Below are 23,752 nucleotides of genomic sequence, written 5' to 3'. Positions count from 1 at the left end.
AATCTGTAATCATTAGTAGTATTATTCTATTTATTTCTATTCTGTAATCAAGAAAGATTAAGGATTTTCAAAATACTATTTAGAAATATTCTAAATAGATTGCTTTTTTATTAAGTAGATTCTAAAATTGTCTTATTATTTATAATTAATCTAAATTAATATAAGACATGAAAACACTCTACTTATCAATTCTATTAACCTTCATTAGTTGTTTTGAAGCCATGGCTCAATCGAGCATTGAAGGGCAGGTGCAAAAGTCAAATGGTGAACCGCTTGCTTACGCTAATGTGCAATTATTGAATACTCCCTTAGGATCGGTTACAGATGATTCAGGAAACTTCATTATTCAATCTGTTCCACAGGGCTCATATATACTTCGAATTTCTTTTATCGATTTTACGCCTCAAGCAATAGCTGTTGAGCTATCCAGAGATCAAAAGCTTAAGCTCAACGCTATTACACTCGAACCGGCATCTTCTAGTTTAAACGAAGTATCAGTTGTGGGTAAGTCAGATAACTATCTTCAAAAGTTACCATCGAGTTCACTAAGGTTGCAGGAGCCATTAATCAGGACTGCTCAAAATATACAGGTAATTAGTGATGAGCTTATTCAAGATCAACAATCTTTTGATATGTTGGAAACTGTAACGCGTAATGTCAGTGGTGCGCAAATGATTGAACATTGGGGAACATTTGCAAGGATTAACATGCGTGGATTTAAAATTCCTGCATTTAGAAATGGTTTTAATGTTGATGTTCCCTGGGGTCCTCTTTCAGAAGACATGGCCATAGTTGACAGAATTGAATTTGTGAAAGGTCCTGCTGGTTTTATGCTTTCATCAGGTGAACCCGGAGGTTTATACAATGTGGTTACAAAGAAACCTAATTTGTTTCAGTCCAATGAAGCATCTTTTACACTAGGTAGCTTTAATACCTTAAGAGGAGCCATTGACCTGGGTGGGAAAGTCGCTAACAATGATAAATTATTATATCGTATGAATGCTATGGCATCAACTAAAGGTACTCAACGAGCTTATGATTTTACCAAGCGCTACACCATAGCACCATCAGTATCTTATCAAATTAATGAAACAAGTAAAATTACAGCTTCATATATTTACCAATATATGCAAATGTCATTAGTAGGCTCGGCCTATGTTTTTTCACCTAATGGTTTTGCTGATTTACCTCGAGATTTTACCCTTGCTGAGCCTAATATTGATCCTACAATTGTTGATGAACACAATTTATTTATTGATTTTGAGCATAGCATTAGTGACAATTGGAAGCTGACAGCTAAGCTGGCTTATATTTTATACGGTCAGGAAGGATCATCTTTATGGGTTAATTCGGTGGCCAAGAATGGAGATGTAGTAAGAACCATGAGCAGTTTTGATGCTTTAAATGAGTCCAAACTTGGTCAATTATTTTTGACGGGAGAAGAATCAACAGGAGCCATAAACCATAATTTTTTAATTGGTTTGGATTTAGGGCAGAAGGATTACTTTGCCGATTGGTGGCAGACGGGAATTATTGGTCCTGAAAGAACATTCAATATTTACAATCCTACTTACGGTTTGCCAGCAGACCAAATTCCAGATTTTGATAGGTCTCAGTCTATCCGAAAAAGAGCCACTTCAGGAAGTTATCCTGCCATAATTGGGCAACAATATGCTTCTTTTTACGCACAAGATCAGCTTTCCATCTTAGAAAATAAGCTGAAACTTACTTTAGCCGGACGATTCACCGATTACAATGGTTGGAGCTATGGAAGCACTACTCATGATCAGGTTTTTTCTCCGCGTGTAGGCCTAAATTATGCGGTAACACCTTATACCTCCGTTTACGGTGTTTTTGATCAATCCTTCAATCCTGTTTCAGGAGCTACGGTAGATGGAGAAGCTTTCGTTCCGGTAAGAGCAAATAACATTGAATTCGGCATTAAAAGAAATTGGTTTGATGAGAGTTGGAGCACTACACTGGCAGCGTATCAAATCACCAAACAAAATATGGTAGTTGGCCATCCTGATCAGGAAGTACTAAAAGAAAATCCTAATGCACAAATTCAATTAGGAGAAGCCGTTTCTAAAGGAATTGAGTTTGATGCACAGGGTAAAATAACTGATGACATAAGTCTTGTTTTTAATTATGCATTTACCAATGTTGAGATTACTGAAGATACTAACAAAGAAATTATTGGTACAAGAGTAGCCGGACATGCGAAACATATAACTAACGCATGGATTAAATACCAACTCCCTACTACTTCATTAAATGGATTTTCAATTTCACTGGGAAGTCAATACCAGAATGATCGCTCCTCATGGAATTGGGGTGCGGACAATCAATCATTACTACCAGATTATTTTAGATTGGATGCTGCCCTTGCTTATGAGTTGAAAGGATTAAGGGTAGGTTTGAATGTCAATAATCTGCTAGATGAATATCTCTATTCTGGCAGTGCTTATGCCGATTTTTACTATTGGCAGGCAGAGCCGGGAATTAATTTCAGATTGAACCTCACGCAGAAATTTTAATCTGACATGCTCAAAAAAGTAATTAGGAAAACACACCTCTGGCTCGGATTAAGTTCCGGGCTGGTGGTTTTTATTGTAGCCATAACAGGTTGTCTGTATGCATTTCAGTTTGAAATAAAGAATTTGCTTTATGACTATATACATGTAGCACCTCAACAGCTTGAAATACTTCCTCCAAGTAAAATAAAAGAAATAGCAGATCAACAATTACCCGGAAAGCATTTGCACGGTGTTCAATACCTTGGTACTGATAAGTCCGCCAAAGCTATTTATTATTCATTTGCAGAGAAGTATTATTACTTCGTTTATGTAAATCCCTATTCAGGGGATGTTCTAAAGGTGAAAAATGAGTATGCTGATTTTTTTAGGATTGTTCTTGACGGTCACTTTTATCTATGGCTTCCCCCTAATATTGGTCAACCATTAGTTGCGAGTTTTACCCTTATTTTTTTGATCATGATCATATCAGGTCTGTTTTTATGGTGGCCACGCAAGAAGAAAGGGCGCAAGAAGAGTTTTAAAATTAAATGGAATGCACGTTGGCGCAGAAAAAATTATGATTTACATAGTGTAATTGGTTTTTATGTAGCTTTTGTGGCAATCATTTTTGCATTAACAGGTTTAATTTGGGGTTTTGAATGGTTTAGAGATGGGCTGCATACAGCAGTAGGAGGTAAGAAGTCTCTTGAATATATTGCTCCTAATTCACAAATAGACTCTTTGAAAGCAACCGTTACAAATCCAGTTGATTTATTATGGGAACGAACAGTAGCTCAATATCCTCAGGCTGCTTCTATTGAAGCGCATTTTCCTAACAATGAGCAGGCACCTATTCTGATGGAGGTGAATCATGAAGTTGACACGTATTGGAAGATGGATTATTTGTATTATGACCAGTATTCATTAAAACAGCTAGAGGTGGATCATATTTACGGACAGCTAAAGAATGCTGACTCAGCCGATAAACTTATTAGAATGAATTACGATATTCACACAGGAGCAATATTGGGTTTTGTTGGAAAACTATTCGCCTTTCTTTGTAGCTTATTAATAGCAACCTTACCGGTAACCGGCTTCTTAATTTGGATAGGAAGACGAAATAAAACCAAAAATAGAAAAAATCATTCTGTTAAAGTAGTGTCTTAGAATCCTTAAACATTACATGAACCCTAATTGAACCACCATCATAATACCCCTAAATTGTTTTATATTTAGGGGCTTTTATATATCTTTCTGTTTAGGAAAAGTAGAAATGAATTGGGGGAAATATTTAGTTAAGAATTTTCAGAGCAAGTTGCCACTGGTAATAGGCTTAATATTGATTTTGTCACCTGATGGAATTTGCGCGGTAGAACTAAATAAAACTAAGCAGGCTCCAACAGTTTCTAATTGTCCTTCAGATATTACCACTCAAATTGTTGATGACTGTGCAGTAGCAGTTAGCTGGACTGAACCTACTGCAGATGATGATATCTTAGGTATCCCTTTAACGCCTGATAGTAACTTTTCACCCGGAGACCAGTTTCCAGTTGGCACTACTACAGTAACTTATACATTCACCAACATTTTGGGTCAAGAGTCTACTTGCAGTTTCGATGTAACTGTAAAATATCAATTTTTTGATTTACCTTCTGACATAACAATAACCGCAGGTACAAGCTGCAATACGGCTGTTGCATGGGTGCCTCCAAACAATTGTGGTGTAATGCTGTCATCTACCTATCAAGTGGGAGATGATTTTCCTATCGGTACAACTGATGTAACTTATGTTGCCATACGCGGTGCCAGTGTTGACGATATTGCTTCTTTTTCAGTTACTGTTAATGATAATATTGATCCTGTATTGAGTGGATGTCCGGCCTCAGATAAAGTTATTCAAGCAGATGCAAATTGTAAGGCAGTATTAACCGATTGGCCAACTGTTACTGCTACCGATAACTGTACTTCAGGCTTGGTACCTACTGCTGATTATGCTGAGGATTTTGAGTTCTCATTAGGCACTACTACAGTTACTTATTCTGTCTTAGATGAGGCAGGAAATGAAGCTACTTGTTCCTTTGATGTAACAGTTGTAGACAATACAGGTCCGGTTTTCACCAATTTACCGGGTAATATTACAGTGGCTGCCAATGCGAATAATTGTAAAAGAATGGTCAGTTGGCCCACAGTCACGGCCGTGGATAATTGCGGTGGTACGGTTACGGTTGATAAAACACACGCACCGAATTTTAATTTTGATCTGGGTGTTAATTCGGTAATTTATACCGCTATTGATGCCAGAGGAAACGAAACTATAGGTTCATTTAATGTAACAGTAGAAGACCAAACTCCACCGACTGTATCAGGTTGCCCTACGAATATTTCACTTGATGCTAATGGCAATTGTGAAGCAACTGCAACCTGGACTAATCCAACTTTTGATGATAAGTGTAGTGCATTTACCGTTTCAAGCAATTATAGCTCGGGAGATACCTTTCCGCTGGGAACTACTGTTGTAAACATAACAGCCACAGATTCTGAAGGTAATCAAACCACCTGCTCATTTAATGTAACAGTCTCTGATGTAACAAATCCAGTATTTACACTTTGTCCTCCGAGTATTCAGATATCTGCTAATGCTAATTGCGAAGCTGTTGTTAATTGGGATGTCCCAACAGTTACTGATAATTGTGATGGTAGTATTACGCCAACGGCCAATTTTGATTCTGGTGATACTTTTCCATTAGGTACCACTACTGTAAATTATGTCGCAACTGATGCAGCGGGTAATAGCGCTTTTTGTTCCTTTTCCGTTACAGTTAATGACAATTCAGCTCCTGAGTTTGAATCTGATTTAACTACGATAAATCTGGCTGCAGATGCCTCGTGTAATGCTATCGCCAACTGGAGTGCTCCTGTTATAACAGATAATTGTAGCAGTAATATTACAATAGATCAGGATTTTAATTCTGGCGATCAATTTCCAATAGGAAGTACAACAGTGACATACACAGCAACTGATGAGGCTGGTAATCAAAGCAGCTTTAACTTTGAAGTTCTGGTAACAGATCAGACTAATCCGGTTTTTAGTAATTGTCCTGATGATATTATGTTGAACGCTGATGAAAACTGTTTAGCTACTGCCAACTGGACAGCACCAACAGTGAGTGATAATTGTACTTCTAATGTAAGTTTGAGTAGTAGCCATTCTTCAGGTGATGATTTCTCAGTAGGCACAACCACAATTACTTATACAGCAAAAGACGAAGCAGGAAATATTGCAACATGCAGTTTCAATGTGATCGTTAAAGATGAAACACTTCCTCAAATTGTTTCATGTCCAAATGATATTACTTTAGCTTCAAGTAGTTCCTCCTGCACTGTTACAGCTAGCTGGACTCCGCCAGTTTTTACAGATAATTGTGACGCTACATTAACTGTAGAGAGTTCTCATGCTCCTGGAGATGCCTTTCAAGCGGGCACAACGGAAGTTGTTTATACAGCTACAGATGATTCAGGTAATGAAATTAGCTGTTCATTTAATGTTACAGTAAATGATGAAACTGCTCCTGTTTTTACAAACTGTCTTGCCGATCTGGAGGCTGTTGCCGCAGATAATTGTGAGGCAATAGTGACATGGAATACTCCTTTAGTTACAGATAACTGTGGAGAAACTGTCGATTTAATTCCCTCGATTGAATCAGGTTCTTCTTTTCCAATCGGTCTAACAGAGGTTGTTTATACCGCGACAGATGCAAGTGGTAATTCATCAACATGTTCTTTTAATGTTCGTGTTACGGATGGTGTTGCACCCACATTAGTCAATTGTGTTGCTGATATTGAAATAGCTGCTAATAATGATTGTCAGGCCGTAGTAAGTTGGGAAAACCCGACTTTCGAAGATTGCAGTAGCTTTACCCTTACTAGTGATTTTGCCTCAGGAAGCACATTTAATTTAGGCGTCACTGAGGTTACATACACTGCTGAAGATGATTTTGGTAATACTTCAAGTTGTAGCTTTAATGTAACTGTAATAGATGAAAGCTCACCTGAAATAACTTCTTGTCCTGAAGATATTGTACTTACATTACCTGCATTTAGCTGTGCCGCTACTGCTACATGGTCAACACCAACATTCACAGATAATTGTGATAACAATCTGACAATTGAAAAGACCCACAGTTCAGGACAATCTTTTGAAAGAGGAACAACGCAGGTTACTTATGCAGCAACTGATGATGCTGGTAATACCAGTACCTGCTCCTTTAATGTAATAGTGCAAGATGTAACAGCTCCAACTTTCACCAATTGCCCATCTGATATTCAAGTAGTAGCAGATAATAATTGTGAAGCATCTGCTAATTGGTCGGTTCCGGTAGCAGCAGATAATTGTGATGAACAGATTCAAATTGTATCATCACATGCTCCTGGAAATAAGTTTCCCTTAGGAATAACAGAAGTAACTTATACGGCTACTGATTTAAGTGGCAATAGTACTACGTGTACATTCAGCGTAATCGTAGAGGATGAAGATGAGCCTGTACTTGTTTCTTGTGTAGAAGATATTGTAGTAGGGGCGGATGATAATTGTCAGGCTGTTGTTTCATGGGAATCCCCGGTATTTAATGATTGCAGTGAACTTGAGATTACAAGTGATATTGCTTCCGGGAGTATTTTTGAACTGGGTGAAACTGTTGTAACCTACACAGCAACTGATACGGCTGGTTATGATGCCTCATGCTCATTTATTGTGAATGTTGTTGACCAAACAGCGCCTTCAATTAGTTCTTGTCCTGAAGATATATTGGTAAAAGTGGATGATACTTGTGAATCAGTAGTTAACTGGAACGAACCTGAGTTAAGTGATAACTGTGCCAATGACAATATCATCATCAACAGTAACTTCAAATCAGGAAATATTTTTTCTGTTGGTACAACTGAAGTGATATATACATTTACCGATGATGCGGGTAATGAAAGTAGTTGCTCCTTTAAGGTGAAGGTTGAGAATAACCAGATGCCAGAAATTATCAATTGTCCTAATGATATTACTGTTGAAACTGATGATAGTGGTTCAGCAATAGTAGAATGGCAAGAGCCTGAAGTCAACAGCTTTTGTTCTGTCTTTCAGGCACAAAAAAGTCATGAACCGGGAGATACATTTAATGAGGGTAGCACCACAGTTACTTATGTTTTTACGGATTCTCTTGGAAATGAATTAAGTTGTTCTTTTGTGGTGGATGTAAGTATAAGAGATATTGAATTTGAGGTAAGTAAGTTGGTAACACCAAACGGAGATGGTAATAATGATTTATGGATTGTATCAGATTTACAAAATTTCCCGAATAATGAAGTAGTTATCGTTGATAGGTGGGGAGGTCAAATATTTAAAGCGAAAGCTTATGACAATGAACAAGTGGTGTGGGATGGAACAAACCAAAATGGAGAAGTAGTACCTACAGGCACCTATTTTTACTATATTACTGTTAAATCTAATTCAGTTACTCAAACAAAAAAAGGCTTTATAGAAGTAATCAGATAGCATGAGGAGATCGATACCTGTTACATATTTATTCTTTCTAAACTTTCTTATTGCTTCTCTAAGCGTTCAGTATTCTTATGGGCAACAGGGTAATCAGTTTACCCAGTATATGTATGACCAGTCCATTATAAACCCTGCTTATGTTGGTGCTGATGAGGCCTTATCATTAAATCTTATCCATCGTGATCAATGGTCTGGTATAGATGGTGCTCCTCAATCTCAAACACTAAGTGCTCATAGTCTTTTTAAAAGAAAGAAATTTGGCACAGGGTTACTGTTGCATCGCGAAACCATTGGAATTCATACCCAATTGGATGCCGCGGCAAATTTTGCTTATCACCTTAAAACTGGAGTCAATAGCTTTCTCTCATTTGGTATTAAAGCGGGAATCACCAATAGACAGTCCGATTATCAATCCCTAGAAAGAGGAACTCCCGATAATGTTGCCTCTTTTAATAATCTTAACGAAACATATTTAGACGCTGGGCTGGGCTTGTTTTTTAGAAACAGGAACCTTCAGATAGGATATGCAGTTCCCCAACTTTTACCACCAGTATATGAACTTGGCGATACTATCAAAGTAAATCCAACCAATCTTAATCATTTACTTTTTACAAAATACAGTTTTGATCTAAATGAAAGCTTTAAACTGATCCCTAGTATTTTACTGAAATATTATAAAGGAACACCCTTTTCATATGACCTTAATATAAATACCACTTATTATGATATTATATCTGCGGGTGTTTCTTATAGGAAAGATGAATCCATTGATTTATTACTGAAATTACATATTACACCTCAGTTGCAAATAGGTTATGCTTATGACATTCCCATAGGAGAAGTAGGTGCCATAACCAGAAGTTCCAGCGAAATTATGCTCCGCTATTTATTTAAGTTTAAATATGCTAAAGTGGTTTCTCCAAGATGAAAGAGAAAGTGCTACATCACATAACTAAAAGTTTGAAAGCATTATTTCTTGGTGCTTTTTTTCTATCTACCCTTCAGCTTAATGCTCAGGATTCTGTTATTGGCATGTTCAATAATAATTTAGCCAAGGCGGATGATTATTATGTCAATGGGAATTATTTAGAAGCAATCAGAATTTATAAGGATCTTGCTCAGAGTAAAGAGGCACCTTCCACTATTAATTTAAGGCTAGCGAGGAGTTATTATTTTACCCATAACTATGCAAATGCCAAGTTGAAGTATGAAAAATTTAGTGAGGAAAACAGGCTTTCTGAGATCGATAAATTCTATTATGCTGAATCATTAACATCAATAGGAGATTATCAAAAAGCTCTTGAGATTTATCAACAGGCATACAGTAAAGACCAGCAAAATGAAATGCTGGCAGCCAGAATATGGCGGTTAAATAATATTAATTACTTATTAGAAGACTCTCTTGAGAATGCAGTAAAATACATTTCCATCAATACAGAGTATAGCGAATTAAAGGCATCTTTATATGATGATGGGGTAGTTTTTACATCCAATAAACCAGCTGTTTCTCTTATTAAAAAATTAGATACGAAGGCAGGCACATCTTTCTATCATTTCTACAGAACAGACACGCGTCCAGATCCTTTTGATATAAATGCTTTGGTATATGAAGATTCAGAACCGTTTGCACAATCACTAGGCGCTAACTATCATGTAGCTTCTTTTTCCTTCTTTAATGATTATAATGAAATGGTGCTCTCCATGTCGGCAGCTAAGCCTAATGCAAAAGGTGTTTATCCCTTACAAATATTCTTTGCCCGAAAGAAAGGTAAAAAATGGAGTATAGTTGCTGAGTTTCCGCATAACAATATTGCTTATTCACTTTATGAACCCTGGATGAATGAAGGTGGTACTGAAATTTATTTCAGTGCAGAAATACCTGGAGGCTACGGAGGTAAGGATATTTACAAGTCTGTTTTAACCGACAGTAGTTGGAGTAAACCAGGTAATGTAGGCGAGGTAATTAATACTGCAGGGGATGAAATACATCCTTTTATGGGACAAGATGGTATTTTTTATTTTGCCTCGAACGGTCATCCTGGTTTAGGAGGTTTTGATCTTTTTAAAGTAAAGAAGATAGGCGAGCGATATGGAGAATTAGAAAACCTTGGTTATCCTATTAATTCAGGCTTTGATGACTTTGCCTTATCCATTGACTCACTGAATCGTCATGGCTTTCTTACGTCCAATAGAAAAAGGGGAGGGCTAGATGATGATATTTATGAGTTTGATATGGGGCTTCAAAGTTATCCTTTAGAAGTGAGCGGGAAGGTGAAATTCATCGAGCACAACTGGATGGATTCAACCGAATTAGAATTACTACCTAACGTGAGAATGGTATTAATAGACAACAAGAATCAGCAAAAGGTGCTGGAAACAAACTCAGATAAGGAAGGCAATTTTTCCTTCACAGTGCCTTATTATAGCCAATATAAAATCAGAATAGTGAGTGATGAATTGGATGGAATTGTTAGTTTTGAGGTACCCAAATACTCAAAAGCGAATGACAGCTATGAAATAGTTGTTGTAAATGATGATTTCAAGAAACCTAAATAGAAGTATAAATGTCTGTTAGAGCTTTTAAATATAAAAGGCTTTACACAAGTGTATATCATATACTATTAATAGGCATTTTGTTAATATCAGTAGAGCATTTAAAGGCACAGGATACTCAAGTTATTCAAATTAAGGCTTTCAATGAATCACTGACACCTTACGGAAATATTAAAATCTCTATTAATCAAGGAAAATACGTTGAGCTTAATGATAAAGGTTTGGCATTTGCCAACCTTAAAAAAGATGAGCTTCCAATAAAATCTGTTGAAGTAGGTGATCCTACCCTGGAGGCTGCTTCCTGGAATTTGAGCAAAGGCATTTTAGAGCTTACTATCCGAAAGAAAAGCTACCGAGATGTAAAGCTCTTACTGAAAGATGAAAACAATGATGTTGTTGCTGGAGCTAAGCTAACCTATATTGGTGAGAAAACTGTAAATATAGCTACTAATACTAATGGAATAGCCATTGTCCCACTGGCATTAAATGAACGCATAATAGAAACAAGTCAATTTAATGTGGAAGGTTACATTCCTCAAAATGTCAGTTATCAAAACGATCAGTATGTTCTTAGGGTTGAAAGACTAAAGCAACAAGTAACAATTATAGATAAGGATACACCTTCATTAGATGCGATTGATAAGTCAGCATCTGATCCCAATTGGGAAATTTTTATTTCAAATAAGATTGACTCAATTGACGATCTTACATTATTCTATACGCTTCTAAAGGATGCTAAAATAGAAGAATTAAGTGAATCCACCAGGCAAAAATTAGATGATAAATTTCAATCCTTGTTGGCCGAAATTAGTCAATCAAATGATTCTACTTCCTTTATAACATATATCACAGATACAACAATTGTAGAACGTGATTTGGAAAATTTACTAAAAGAGGTGAGACGAGAGGGGAATAGATTAAATGCTCAAAAATCTGCCTTCACAAATAAAATTGAATTGGTAAAAGAAAAACTTAGCAATGGCATAGCCAACCTGAATAAACAGGAACGCGCCAGCTTATTAGATGATATCAATCAATTAGAAGAATTACTTCTTTCTAATGAGAATGAATTCTATGAAAACCTCAGTGGTTATAAAGAAATGATCAACGAATTGAAGGTTAAATACTTCAACTTAACCGAGTTAGAGGATAAGCTATCTGAAAGTGAACAAAAGAGGTTAGATGAAAAAAAACGCTTTCAACAGAGAATATTGTTTATAAGTGCGATCACTATATTTTTTGCTTTGCTCATTATACTCTTAATTTATTTATGGGGTAGGCTTAAAAAGCAGCAAAGACAATTAGTAGTTGCCAACGAAAAGGTCAATAACATTAATCAGAACCTTGAGACTATAGTTTCTGAAAGAACTAACTTACTTGAGCAAACATTTAAAGAATTAGACATGGTGCTCTATCGGGCATCACATGATTTAAGAGCACCTATTTGTTCAATTGCCGGTTTAAGTGACCTCATATCAAGAGATACAAAGAATGATCAGCTAACCAACCTTATTCTTAAGACAAATAGTCAAATGGATAAGCTTCTTAAGAAACTGAGCACCATAAGTGAAATACATCAGCCAGGTAAGTTTAAAAAGGTTAATATATATAATCTGGCTAAAGAGGTCTCTGAAAGATTTAGTTCAATTATTGAAGCTGGAAACCTTACTTTTGAATTAGACTGCAACAAAGAATTAACGGTGGTTACTATTCCCTACCTTGTAGAAGTGATAATCAGCAATTTATTAGATAACGCCTTCTTTTTCAGCAGTATCAAACACTCAAATATCAGGAAAGTCCAGCTAAAAATTTCTCAGGAGGCTGATAAGCTATGTATTGAAGTCAAGGATAATGGTATTGGTGTAGATGATAAATTGTCTAATAAGTTATTTGATATGTTCTATGTGGGTACTGAATACTCTAAAGGTAATGGCTTAGGTCTTTATATTGTGAGGAAATCAGTAGACGTACTAAAAGGGCAGATAAGTCTTGAATCTGAACCATACAAATACACCAAAGTAAAGGTCGAACTTCCAGTAGATGATTCTCAAGGTCACGCCCTGGATTTTTTAATAGATGTTAAAAGAGTTTAGATGAATCATTCAAATTCCCTCAGCTTGGTAAAGCTTCAATTATTATATTTTATAATTAGACTCAAAAAGCTGCACCAAATTTTAAATAATAAAAAAGGGAGCTCTTAGGCTCCCTTTTACTTTCGTAATTATTAGATTAATTAACCAATCATTTTGGCCGCTTCGTTGAGCAACTCATTAGGGTCATTTTTTCCAGCCTCGATAAATTGCTCTATCTCATCATTCTTTGCCTGCCCCTTCTTTAATAATACGCCTAGCGCAAGGGTAACGCCAATGCGCGTTCCTACCTTTTTAGCTGCAGTATTAAATAACGGTTGTAAATCCTCATAAGTCACTTCTTCCGCTAGCTGGAGAATGTTCTCTTTGGCACTTTCCAGTTTATCACCTGATAGGTTGGTGTATTTTTTACTTATTTTCTGGATTTCGCTAATTGCACTTCTCTTAGGCTGATTTTGCTGGCCTTTATTTGACTGCTGCTTCGGCTGATTGTCCTTAGGCTGTTGTTTGGCCCATGAATCTTTTAAGCCAACTGTCTTATTAAAAACCAAGTGATCTGCTTTGCTATCCTTGTCTAAAGTGAAATAGCCTACTCGCTGAAATTGAAATTTGTCATCTATAGAAGCACTCTGAAGGAAAGGCTCTACATAAGCTTCTTTCACTATGTTGAGTGAATCAGGGTTGATGAACTCCATAAAACCTTTTTCTTCGTGGCTATCGGGTGCTTCATCAAGGAATAGTCGGTCATACTCTCTTATTTCAGCTTTTACGGCATGCTCAATAGAAACCCAGTGCAACGTACCTTTCACTTTGCGCATGCTGGCTTCGGTACCACTTCCTGAGCGTGAATCTAAATCTACGCTACAATGAATAGCTGTAATACGACCATTTACATCCTTTTCAACAGACTCACCTTTAATGATATAGGCATTTTTTAGTCTTACTTCTTTACCTAATGTTAACCTGAAGTATTTGCTATTGGCCTCTTCTTTAAAATCCTCTCTTTCAATGTATAATTCTTTACTGAAAGGCACCTCATGCGATCCAGAGTTTTCTATCTCAGGATTATTCTCTGCTATTAACATTTCTGTTTTGTCGGCAGGGTAGTTGCCCAGAATTAACTTGACAGGATCAAGCACGCCCATCACTCTTGTAGCATTTTTGTTGAGGTCTTCTCTGATGCAGTATTCCAACAATGACACATCGGTTACGCTATCACGTTTGGTGATGCCGGATACTTCACTGAATTTCCTGATCGATTCTGGCGTATAACCTCTTCTGCGTAAACCGGAAATAGTAGGCATACGAGGATCGTCCCAACCAGCTACGGTTTTGCTTTGTACTAATTCGAGCAATTTTCTTTTGCTCATTACAGTATAGCTCAAATTTCTACGGGCAAACTCTCTTTGTTTCGGTCTTAGTTTGTCCGGGTCGATGATTTGATCAAGGAACCAATCATATAACTCTCTGTGAGGCTTAAATTCTAGTGTACAGATAGAGTGGGAAACCTGCTCCACATAATCTGATTGGCCGTGAGCCCAGTCGTACATCGGATATATACACCATTCACTTCCTGTTCTATGGTGGGGCTTGTTAAGAATACGGTACATGAGCGGATCACGCATGAGCATATTAGGAGAGGCCATATCAATCTTTGCTCTCAATACATAAGTCCCTTCTGCATGTTTACCATCTTTCATTTCCTCAAATAATCGAAGGTTTTCTTCAACTGGGGTATCTCTGTAAGGACTTGCCTTTCCTGGAGTTGTTGGAGTGCCTTTTTGTTCGGCCATTAAGGCAGCTGATTGACCATCAACATAGGCCTTGCCATCTTTTATTAATTGTATCGCCCAATCGTAAAGCTGTTGAAAGTAATCAGAAGTGTAACACTCTTTTGCCCATTTAAAACCTAACCACTCGATATCGTTTTTAATTGAATCAACGAACTCCTGCTCTTCTTTAATAGGGTTGGTATCATCAAAACGCAAATTAACCGGGGCCTGGTTATCTTCCCCTAACCCAAAATTTAAGCAAATGGAAGCTGCATGACCAATGTGTAAGTAACCATTAGGTTCAGGGGGAAATCTAAATCTTAATGACTTTTGAGATATGCCTTCTTTTAAATCATCGGCTACTATCTGTTCTATAAAATTTAATGAGTTATATCCTTCTTTCATTTGTATTGATAATTGACGAGCAAAATTATCGGAAATACACGCAATTACAATGAGTAAGTGGATAATAAATAGCTTTAAGAGAGAGCTCATTAATTTAATAACGGGGCTGAGGTAAAACCTTGCTCTACCAAAAACAATCATTAAAAGATTGTAAACACCTCAGCCACCATTATTTAAATCGCTGAATAGTTTTGTATTGTCCAACGAAAGTTCTTTAAATATTATGCCGCAAGGCTTTTAGCTTTGTTTTTAACAAGAGGAAGTGAAGTATTTTCAATCAAATCACTTAAATTAAATACATGTTGAAATCCGCGATTGGCTAGCACCAATGAAGCCACTGCACTTCTGCCACCAACTCGGCAATGTAGAAAATAGTGCTTTGAAGGATCTAATGAATCTATTATTTCTTTAATGTTAGGTACATTTATGGCCATTTCCAGATGACCATCTGCGTATTCAGCCGGAGTTCTCACATCCAACACTATAGCATTAGGGTCTGATGTGATTTGTTTCTCAAAAGCTTCCATTTTTAAATTGGTATATCTAGGCATAATTGAAATAGTTTGGTTTTAATTTTTGATATTTCAAATTTAAATCAGTTAGAAAAGCCTGCCATGAGTGATTCGCCTAATTCCCATTTTGTGAAACGCTTAATTTATGGGGTACCTCAAACAACTCTTTTGCAAAAGAGGTTTTAGCATAAAAACAACGGTTATATGACAGAGCAAGAAGTAAACGACATAATTAAAGATTTACCGATTGGTGCTCAACTAGAGGTAATAATGAAAAATGGCGATGTGATAGATGTTAACCTATCATCGCATGAAACAGCTGCGAAGGAAGCCAAAGAATACAGTGAAGTAAAGGTACCTGAATTACCACCGGCACTTATTGTAAAGGGTAAGCGATGGGCCAGCTACCGCATTGAATTAGAAAATATTTCCAACATAGTTAGAGTAGGATAGATTCTAAAAGAATTGCTCTTTAAGCCATGGCCTGCTTAATTTGCATACTCATACTTTAATGACAATGTTTGATAATACGGATTTCCCCAAAAGTTTAGATGAAGCAGAGTTTGACCAATGGCTTGAAAAAGGTCGGGACAGCAAAATTGGCTACGCCTATTTACTTATTGTATGGGATGCCTTTGATGAAGTTTACCTTCCTGTTTATGTTGAAGAGCGAGAACAAATAAACTCTTATGAAAGCTTCCGAAGTTCTTCCGTGAGAGAGTCATTGGTGGCAGCTTACGACTTGTACTCTGAATCACGCGTTAAGTGATTGTTTTCAAGAGAAATAAAACAAAATTTTGGCTGGTAAGCTTTATATCATCGGAGATTTATCAGATCGAGAAGCAACCAAAGCTTTAGCAGATAAAATTAATGCACAAGGACCTTTTGACACCATTATTCATAATGCTGGCATCTATCAGGGAGATGGAAAGCGCCTGGCAGAGGTGAACACCTTTGCTCCCTATCTGCTTACGGCTTTGGTAAAATTACCTCCTCGTTTGATTTATTTGAGCTCTGGTCTGCACAGCAATGGACAAGCTAAATTGGAGCAATTGGCTGGTGACTGTAAAGGTATTGGCTATGGAGATACTAAATTACATATTTTGCTACTCACCAAAGCCTTGGCCAAACGATACCCGAGCATAAAAGTGAATGCAGTGAATCCGGGTTGGGTACCTACAAAAATGGGCGGAGCTGGTGCGCCTGATGACTTGCAGAAAGGGTATGAAACCCAGCTTTGGTTAGCAACTCATCCTGATGCCACGGCCAGCGGTCAATACTATTTTCATCAGCACCCGCAAGCCTACAACCAAGCTGCAGATGATGAACAACTACAGGATGAATTCCTTAAAGTATGCGAAAGGGTGACAGGAGTCAAAATCAGAGAGCAATGACCTGCATCACTCTGGCTGTTATCAAAATAAACCTTCCTTAAACTGTTGTTTATAGCTTTTACCTATGGGTATTTCTGATTTATTTTTAAGCACAATTCTGTTGCCTTCAATATAATTTATTGAAGCCTTTTGGACTATAAAGGATTTATGCACTCTTAAAAACTCTTTGTTATTCAATTGTTCTTCAAAACTACTCAACGTGCGTGGTGTAAGATGATAGGCTGTATCTATCCATACTTTTACATAATTGCCATAGCTTTCCAAATAATTGATTTGACGACTGTCAATATGAATTTGCCTTTTGTCTACCTTGAGCATTAAATAACTTGAAGTGCTTTCTTCATGATTCCCTTCTTCATTGGCTTCATTTTCATGCAATTGTTCATTTTTTAGTTGAATGTGGTCATGAACTTTATTGACAGCCTTTAAGAACCGATCAAACCTAAAGGGCTTTAAGAGATAATCCGTAGCATCTAACTCAAAGCTTTCGAGTGCATATTCTTCATAAGCAGAAGTGATTATTACTGCCGGTTTCTTAGTGAGCGTTCTTAAAAACTCATTCCCTTTAAGCTTTGGCATTTGAATATCGAGGAAAAGCAGATCTACATGGTTTTCATTCAAAAAGCTAATCGCCTCTGTCGCTAAATAACAGTGTCCCACTATGTCTAAAAAAGGAATATCTTCCGCATAAGTTTTGATAACATCATGCGCAAGAGGTTCATCATCTATCACCAGGGCCCTTAACTTCATGCAAAGTTTATTTTAAGTTGAGCAATAAACTGTTTGTCTTCTTTAATTAAAGATAGTTGGTGTTGCTCCGGATACAAAATTTCTAGCCTGCGCTTTAAGTTTTCTAATCCTATGCCATTCTTGCTAGTTTCTTCTTCATAGGTATTACTACATTGGAAGAAAAATGTATTTTCATCGGCTTTAATATCGATGATTAAGTGAGCACTTCCTTCAGCAGGCTCAATGCCATGTTTAAAAGCATTTTCTACCAAAATAATTAATAGGAGCGGGGCAAGGGTTAAGTCTTTGTTTGAAATGTTTTTATATATAGCTAAATCAAGTTTCTGATGTAGCCTGATTTGTTGCAAACTAATATAATCCTCAATGTATTTTAATTCTTCCTCCAGGGTGACTTTTTCTTCCTTACCTCTATAAATGACATAACGCATTAATTCTGATAATTGCATGACCACTTCTGAGGTTTGATCTGATTTAGCAAGGCTCATGGCATACAAATTATTCAAGGTATTAAAGAAGAAATGTGGATTTATCTGTTGTTTCAAAAGGTCTAATTCTGTCTCAATATTTTGTTTTTCAAGTTGAACTATTTCATTGTTCTGTTTGAACCAATCCAAGGTGAGAACGAGGGGTATGCTAACAATCATAATTCCAAAAACAACGGCTCCATTAATAGGGTCCATCACCTGATAATTTTCACTAGGCAATAAGATCGGCACTGTTTGATGAAGTGGGAGATATTTTAAAATAGTACCCATCAAAGGATAGAAGATAAAGATAGTTCCTAAACCACCGAAAATGTAAAAGAGAATACCTCTTTGCCTTAATAGCTTAGGGATGAGGAAATTAGCATTAAGGTAATAGAAGAAGAATCCTGCCATATAGGCTATAAACACTTGAAGCCAAATGCTTAGAAATAAAGGAAATCTTTTCATTACTATTTTATAGTCAATGCCTGCATCCACTATGCGGTTTCTTGTAAAATTGTCATAATCTGAAATGATAAGTAATGCCATTAGGCCAGCTATTAGCAGGAGTGATAATATAAGTGCCTTATTCAGGTTGATATATCTAATCTTTTTTACCCACTTAAAGCGTCCTCTGTATATTTTAAATACATGAAGCCCAATCGCTATCAATATCCAATAAACACTTACAAGTACCAGAATCTCTTCTGGTAAGCTGAATAGAGGCGTGTTATACAGACTTGTATTTAGTAGATTTATAATGACCAAATAAATGGCCTGAATACCAAAATAAGACAGATGAAGTGTAAACTTATTTTTTGATAGATCACTGAACTTAGATTTAAAAAACTCAAGGAATAACAGTGGCGAAAAAATGGCAAACAGCAGTAAAATATTGTCTAAATAGTCTTCAATCAACATTTCATCATGCATCTGTACTTCTAAATGACTGGCAACCAATAGATAGACAATGAAAATCCAGCTATCACTCTTAAGGAGAAAATTCTCCAAACTTTTTAACACTTTCATAGGCTACAAATAAAGATGAATTGAACTCCTTTATCAAAAAAGTATGATGAAAGGCTCAATATACATGATGAAAGTAAAACCAACTAAACAAGGTAGTTCATCACAATATTTGACCAGCTCATCATTCTAAATTGTTGCCTTAGTTTGTCCACTCTAGTTTCGGGTAAACCAACTCAAGAAAAATGAATACACTCGAAATTAATCATCTCTCAAAAACCTATAGTAATGGTGTGAAAGCCTTACAGCAAATTAATCTCACCCTTGAAAATGGAATGTTCGGTTTACTCGGCCCAAATGGCGCTGGTAAATCATCATTGATGCGTACAATTGCTGCACTTCAATTACCAGATAAAGGAAATGTAATCTTTAATGGTACTGACATTGGCGAGCAGCCTCAATTTATCCGTAAACATTTGGGTTATTTACCTCAAGAATTTGGCGTATACCCCAAGGTGTCAGCTGTTGAACTACTCAATCACATGGCCATACTAAAAGGGATTTTCAATCAAAAAATCCGAAAGGAACAGATTGAATCTCTTTTAGTGCAGACTAATTTATACCAACATAGAAAGAAATCAGTGAGTAGCTACTCAGGAGGGATGAAGCAACGATTTGGCATTGCACAGGCCCTGTTAGGTAATCCAAAAGTCATTATTGTTGATGAACCGACTGCAGGACTAGATCCTGAAGAACGTAATAGATTTCATAACCTATTGAGTGAAATTGGTGAGCAGGTGATAGTTGTGCTGTCCACGCATATAGTAGAAGATGTGAGAGATTTATGCACCAAAATGGCTGTGATGGGTGGTGGCAAGATATTACTGGAAGGTTCTCCTAAGGAACTGATGACCAATTTAAATGGACATATATGGAAGAAGGAAATTAAAAAGGAGACCCTAGAAGCTCATCAAAAATCATTTAATGTGATATCTAGCCGCTTATTTGCAGGAAATACGCAAATACATGTTTATGCTGATCGCCAGCCAGAAGAAGGTTTTGAACTTGTAGATGCCGGTCTCGAAGAGGTTTATTTCTCTTTAATGCGTGGTTTCCCAATAGGTAGAAAGGAGGGAGTAGCATGTTAAGCAGGTTACTGGCATTTGAAATAAAGTATCATATCAAGAGCCTATTGTTTTTGGTAGGTGCGGTGGCATTTGTCTTTTTTGGTTTTATGTTAACTGCCTTCGGAATAAAAATACCACAGGTTAACATTAATTCACCTTATTTAATAGGTTATGGTATAGCACTAACCTCTATAGGAGCCATTTTTGTAGTAAGTCTTTTAGGAGCCAACGCTATTCTCAGAGCTTCAGAGAGTAAAATGGAAGCACTAATAAACACCTCTCAGGTAAATAAATTTCAATACCTTGGGTCCAAATTTATTGGTCTCTTTTCGGCAGCCTTCATTACCTGTTCATTTATTGTGCTGGGTATGATGTTGGCACCTCTATCACCTTCCGTAGCTGCCGAGCGATTAGGAGACTTTCCTGTTTGGCATTATGGCTGGAACTTATTGGTTATTATGTTACCTAATGTATTACTATTCTCAGCATTTACATTAGCAGTATCAAGTCTAACCAAGAATAGGATAGGAGTTTATGTTTCTGGTATTCTACTTTATGTGCTTTATATGGCGGGCTCTATTTTTGCCGGTGCACCATGGATGGCAGGGGTTTCTCCTGCTAGTGCTGAGGCAGTAAAAATAGCTGCTTTGCTAGATCCATTAGGAATGTCTGCCTTCTTTGAGCAAACCAAAGATTGGTCCATCATCGAAATGAATACACAAAGTATTGCGCTTAAAGGTCATTTTCTAATTAATAGAATTATATGGTTGTCTGTAGCACTGATAAGCCTATATTTTACCTATTCGAACTTTTCATTTAGAACGCTAAATGATAGAAAAGAAAAAAAATCCGAAGCTCAAGATACCAGGGATGTACCATCAGCCGCTTATCATCCTGTTGAAGTTGATCCAAATAATCGTAATACTAGAAGATTAATGTGGTGGTCCTTATTCAGGATTCAGTTGAATGCCATCGTTAAGTCTATACCATTTTTGATCATACTGTTACTATGGATTTTCATTTTTGGCATGGAGCTATTTGGCATGCTAAGCGGTGGTAGCAGAATGGAAGGACCTTACCCGATTACTGCCAATATGATAAGTCTGATTATGGATATGATACCTGTATTCGGACTATTTATAATCATTTTTTACAGCAACGAGCAAATATGGAGAAATAGACTATTGAAAATACATAGTATCAATGATGCAAGCCCGGTAAGTAATTTCATATTATATAGTTCTAATCTAGTAGCCCTTACTAGTATTCCATTCATTTTTATAATGGTAAATATACTGATGACCATTGGCACTCAATTAAGTATGGGCTATACTGAGCTTGAGCTTTTGGTCTATCTCAAAGTCTTCTATTATGCGGGATTGCCATTGGTTTTAGTGTCGGTATTATCGTTATTAATACAATCAGTAGTAACCAACAGATACCTTGGTATGTTGCTAACAGCCGCAGTTGTACTATTATTCACCTCCCCATTGAGTACTATCATAGGAATTGAACATCCGCTATTAAGGTATGCAGCTCCACTCTTTACTTTATCACCAGTAGACTATACTGACTTTAATGGTTTTGGCGCATATGCGGAGGCATTTCATTGGCGTATGCTGTACTCGGTAGGTTTGGCAATGATTTTCGGCCTCCTAACTTATGGTTTCTGGAGAAGGGGTGAAGCCTATAGCTTTAAAGAGCGAATTTTCAATTTTTTCAGACAGCTTACGCTAAGAAATAGTCTGTTTATGGCTTTCGGAATATTGGTGCCCCTCGGAAGTGCAGGTTTTATTTTCTATAAAACCAATATAGCACATGAGTATGTTACCAATGAACAGGTGAGAGATTGGGCACAACAATATGAAGAAAAGTACAAGGCTTATGAGGAGATGCCTCAACCTGTAATTACCTCAGTTAATTCTAAGGTAGACTTATATCCTGATCAACAAAAATATAAAGTGGAAGTAAGCTATCAGATAAGGAATAAAACTAAAAAGCCTATGCGTAAAGCTTTGCTCTATTTGCATAAGGCCTCCAGATTAGATTCTATTTTCATTGAAAAAGGAGAGTTAGTAAATCCTGATGGGCGGTTTGGTCAATTCTGGATAGACTTCGATGAAGTCTTAAAACCTGATGAAGCATGTTCCGTATTTGTTCGTTTTGAATCCGGATGGTCAGGTTTTGCACAGCATGATATCAAGAATGCCATTATAGGAAACGGCTCATTTATGCGGATCAGCGAGTTTTTTCCACAATTCGGTTATAATCCTGAGATGGAAATTACAAGCGTAGATGCCAGAAAAGAACGTGGTATGCCTGAAAGGATTGAGCGCATCAATACATTTGAGGATTTTGAAAAAGAAAAAGCAGTTGGTAAAGATATGTATGACTATATCAGTTATGAGACCATCGTATCAACCAAAGCACCGCAAACTGCTATTGGTCAGGGTAAGCTTATCAAACAATGGACTGAAGGCAATCGAAATTATTTCCATTACAAAATGGATCGGAAAATTCCTTTTCGTTTTGCCTTTTCATCAGCAGTCTATGCAAAGAAAACTGTCGCGTATAAGGGAGTGGATATTGAAGTCTATGCGCATCCTAAACACCAATATAATGTGGACAGGATTATAGAGCTAAGCAAACAAACACTTGATTACTGCACTAAGCATTTCGGAGCCTATCAATACGATCATTTCAGGTATGCTGAAGTAGCAAGTTTTACAGGTGGTTTTGGAGCAACCAGCTATCCGAATACTATTTATCATAATGAAAAGATGGGCTTTATTACACAGATAAAAGACTCATCGGACATAGATGTAATTGCTCAGTTTGTAGGGCATGAGTTGGGACATCAATGGTGGGGCGGTCAGCTTGATGCACCTGTTATGGAAGGAGCTATTGTACTTTCGGAAACACTTGCACAATATACAGAATTGATGATCTATGAACATGCCTATAAAAACCACAGGCTTATTACCGATGCCTTGGATATTGAGCAAGGTATTTATTTTGGAAATAGAGGATTTAAGGAGGAAGTGCCGTTGTATAAAGCCGGATATGATCATCAACATATCCCTTATAGCAAAGGGATAAAGGTCATGTATGCCGTAAAGGAATTAATTGGAGAAGCGGCATTGAATAAGGCGCTCAAAAATCTGATTGATAAGTATGCTTACCCGCAAGAACCCGCTACCGTTAATGAGTTATTGACTGAATTATATGCAGTAACACCACCAACTCAGCATGAGTTATTAAATGATTGGTTTAAGAAAATAGTAACCTATGATGTATCAGTTGAGCAGGCTGATTATAAAGAATTAGACAACGGCACTTATGAAGTTACAATGACTTTAAAAGCTGAAAAATGGGAAGAAGATGGTTTCGGCAGCAAAGAGAAGGCTGAATTTAGTCTGCCCGTTAAGATTGGAATCTTTAACGGAGATAGGTTTAAAGAGCAGCATATACTTTACCTTAAAGACCAATTTATTGATGCAGAGATAACAGAATTATCTTTCATAGTAGAAGACAAACCGACCTTAGTTGGTATCGATCCTCATCATGTATTACTCGATAAGAATGTTAGTAATAATTTAAAAGCATTATAAGTCAATAAGGGGAATCAGTTCTTAAAATGATTCCCCTTATTTCATTG

At 36.9% G+C, this 23,752-nt stretch carries 15 protein-coding genes; 11 read left to right on the top strand and 4 right to left on the bottom strand.

Going from position 1 to position 23,752, the window contains the following annotated elements:
* Positions 1 to 167: 167 nt before the first annotated feature.
* From JKP34_RS11440 to JKP34_RS11415, 6 genes are all read left to right on the top strand, one after another.
* Complete coding sequence (locus tag JKP34_RS11440) at positions 168 to 2,537, top strand: TonB-dependent receptor (RefSeq protein WP_201921297.1); 2,370 nt, start codon at positions 168 to 170, stop codon at positions 2,535 to 2,537.
* Between the two features lie 6 nt (positions 2,538 to 2,543).
* Positions 2,544 to 3,683, top strand: a complete 1,140-nt coding sequence (locus tag JKP34_RS11435) for a PepSY-associated TM helix domain-containing protein (protein WP_201921295.1) — start codon at positions 2,544 to 2,546, stop codon at positions 3,681 to 3,683.
* Positions 3,684 to 3,789: 106 nt separating this feature from the next.
* Complete coding sequence (locus JKP34_RS11430; protein ID WP_201921292.1) at positions 3,790 to 8,058, top strand: HYR domain-containing protein; 4,269 nt, start codon at positions 3,790 to 3,792, stop codon at positions 8,056 to 8,058.
* A gap of 1 nt (position 8,059) precedes the next feature.
* Positions 8,060 to 8,989: a PorP/SprF family type IX secretion system membrane protein gene (locus JKP34_RS11425; RefSeq protein WP_201921289.1), complete on the top strand. Its 930-nt coding sequence runs from the start codon at positions 8,060 to 8,062 to the stop codon at positions 8,987 to 8,989.
* The gene (locus JKP34_RS11420; RefSeq protein WP_236664970.1) at positions 8,986 to 10,617 is read left to right on the top strand and encodes a tetratricopeptide repeat protein; all 1,632 of its coding nucleotides are present in this window, start codon (positions 8,986 to 8,988) and stop codon (positions 10,615 to 10,617) included. The genes JKP34_RS11425 and JKP34_RS11420 overlap by 4 nt, the downstream gene beginning before the upstream one ends.
* A gap of 8 nt (positions 10,618 to 10,625) precedes the next feature.
* The gene (locus JKP34_RS11415) at positions 10,626 to 12,707 is read left to right on the top strand and encodes a sensor histidine kinase (RefSeq protein ID WP_201921282.1); all 2,082 of its coding nucleotides are present in this window, start codon (positions 10,626 to 10,628) and stop codon (positions 12,705 to 12,707) included.
* A gap of 140 nt (positions 12,708 to 12,847) precedes the next feature.
* On the opposite strand, the gene JKP34_RS11410 is transcribed toward JKP34_RS11415, so the two are convergent.
* Together JKP34_RS11410 and JKP34_RS11405 are read right to left on the bottom strand one after the other, a co-directional pair.
* The gene (locus JKP34_RS11410) at positions 12,848 to 14,881 is read right to left on the bottom strand and encodes a glutamine--tRNA ligase/YqeY domain fusion protein (protein WP_201921279.1); all 2,034 of its coding nucleotides are present in this window, start codon (positions 14,879 to 14,881) and stop codon (positions 12,848 to 12,850) included.
* Between the two features lie 221 nt (positions 14,882 to 15,102).
* Positions 15,103 to 15,432: a rhodanese-like domain-containing protein gene (locus JKP34_RS11405; RefSeq protein WP_201921276.1), complete on the bottom strand. Its 330-nt coding sequence runs from the start codon at positions 15,430 to 15,432 to the stop codon at positions 15,103 to 15,105.
* A 165-nt stretch (positions 15,433 to 15,597) separates the two neighbouring features.
* Here JKP34_RS11405 and JKP34_RS11400 point away from each other — a divergent pair, with 165 nt between their 5' ends.
* The 3 genes from JKP34_RS11400 to JKP34_RS11390 all read left to right on the top strand — a co-directional run bounded on the left by JKP34_RS11400 (position 15,598) and on the right by JKP34_RS11390 (position 16,787).
* A complete protein-coding gene (locus JKP34_RS11400; protein WP_201921273.1) occupies positions 15,598 to 15,846 on the top strand; it encodes a hypothetical protein in 249 nt (82 codons plus the stop codon).
* Between the two features lie 64 nt (positions 15,847 to 15,910).
* Complete coding sequence (locus JKP34_RS11395) at positions 15,911 to 16,162, top strand: hypothetical protein (RefSeq protein WP_201921270.1); 252 nt, start codon at positions 15,911 to 15,913, stop codon at positions 16,160 to 16,162.
* Between the two features lie 28 nt (positions 16,163 to 16,190).
* Positions 16,191 to 16,787 (top strand): SDR family NAD(P)-dependent oxidoreductase, encoded by a 597-nt coding sequence (locus JKP34_RS11390; RefSeq protein ID WP_201921266.1) that lies wholly within the window; start codon positions 16,191 to 16,193, stop codon positions 16,785 to 16,787.
* Positions 16,788 to 16,808: 21 nt separating this feature from the next.
* Here JKP34_RS11390 and JKP34_RS11385 read toward each other — a convergent pair whose 3' ends face one another.
* Positions 16,809 to 17,537, bottom strand: coding sequence for a LytR/AlgR family response regulator transcription factor (locus JKP34_RS11385; protein WP_201921263.1), 729 nt, complete (start codon positions 17,535 to 17,537; stop codon positions 16,809 to 16,811).
* On the bottom strand, positions 17,534 to 19,030 hold the full coding sequence (locus tag JKP34_RS11380) for a sensor histidine kinase (RefSeq protein ID WP_201921260.1): 1,497 nt from the start codon (positions 19,028 to 19,030) through the stop codon (positions 17,534 to 17,536). Before JKP34_RS11380 ends, JKP34_RS11385 begins: the two co-directional genes overlap by 4 nt.
* A 182-nt stretch (positions 19,031 to 19,212) precedes the next feature.
* On the opposite strand from JKP34_RS11380, the gene JKP34_RS11375 reads away from it, so the two are divergent.
* Both JKP34_RS11375 and JKP34_RS11370 read left to right on the top strand, forming a co-directional pair.
* Positions 19,213 to 20,115, top strand: coding sequence for an ABC transporter ATP-binding protein (locus JKP34_RS11375; RefSeq protein WP_201921257.1), 903 nt, complete (start codon positions 19,213 to 19,215; stop codon positions 20,113 to 20,115).
* Positions 20,109 to 23,705 carry an ABC transporter permease/M1 family aminopeptidase gene (locus JKP34_RS11370; RefSeq protein WP_201921254.1) on the top strand — a complete coding sequence of 1,199 codons (3,597 nt, stop codon included), beginning with the start codon at positions 20,109 to 20,111 and terminating at the stop codon, positions 23,703 to 23,705. The genes JKP34_RS11375 and JKP34_RS11370 overlap by 7 nt, the downstream gene beginning before the upstream one ends.
* Positions 23,706 to 23,752: the final 47 nt, after the last annotated feature.

The sequence above is a fragment of the Marivirga atlantica genome (assembly GCF_016734805.1).
GTDB lineage: Bacteria > Bacteroidota > Bacteroidia > Cytophagales > Cyclobacteriaceae > Marivirga > Marivirga atlantica.
The sequence above is the reverse complement of the archived record's forward strand: the minus strand, read 5'-3'. Positions and strand labels throughout refer to the sequence as shown.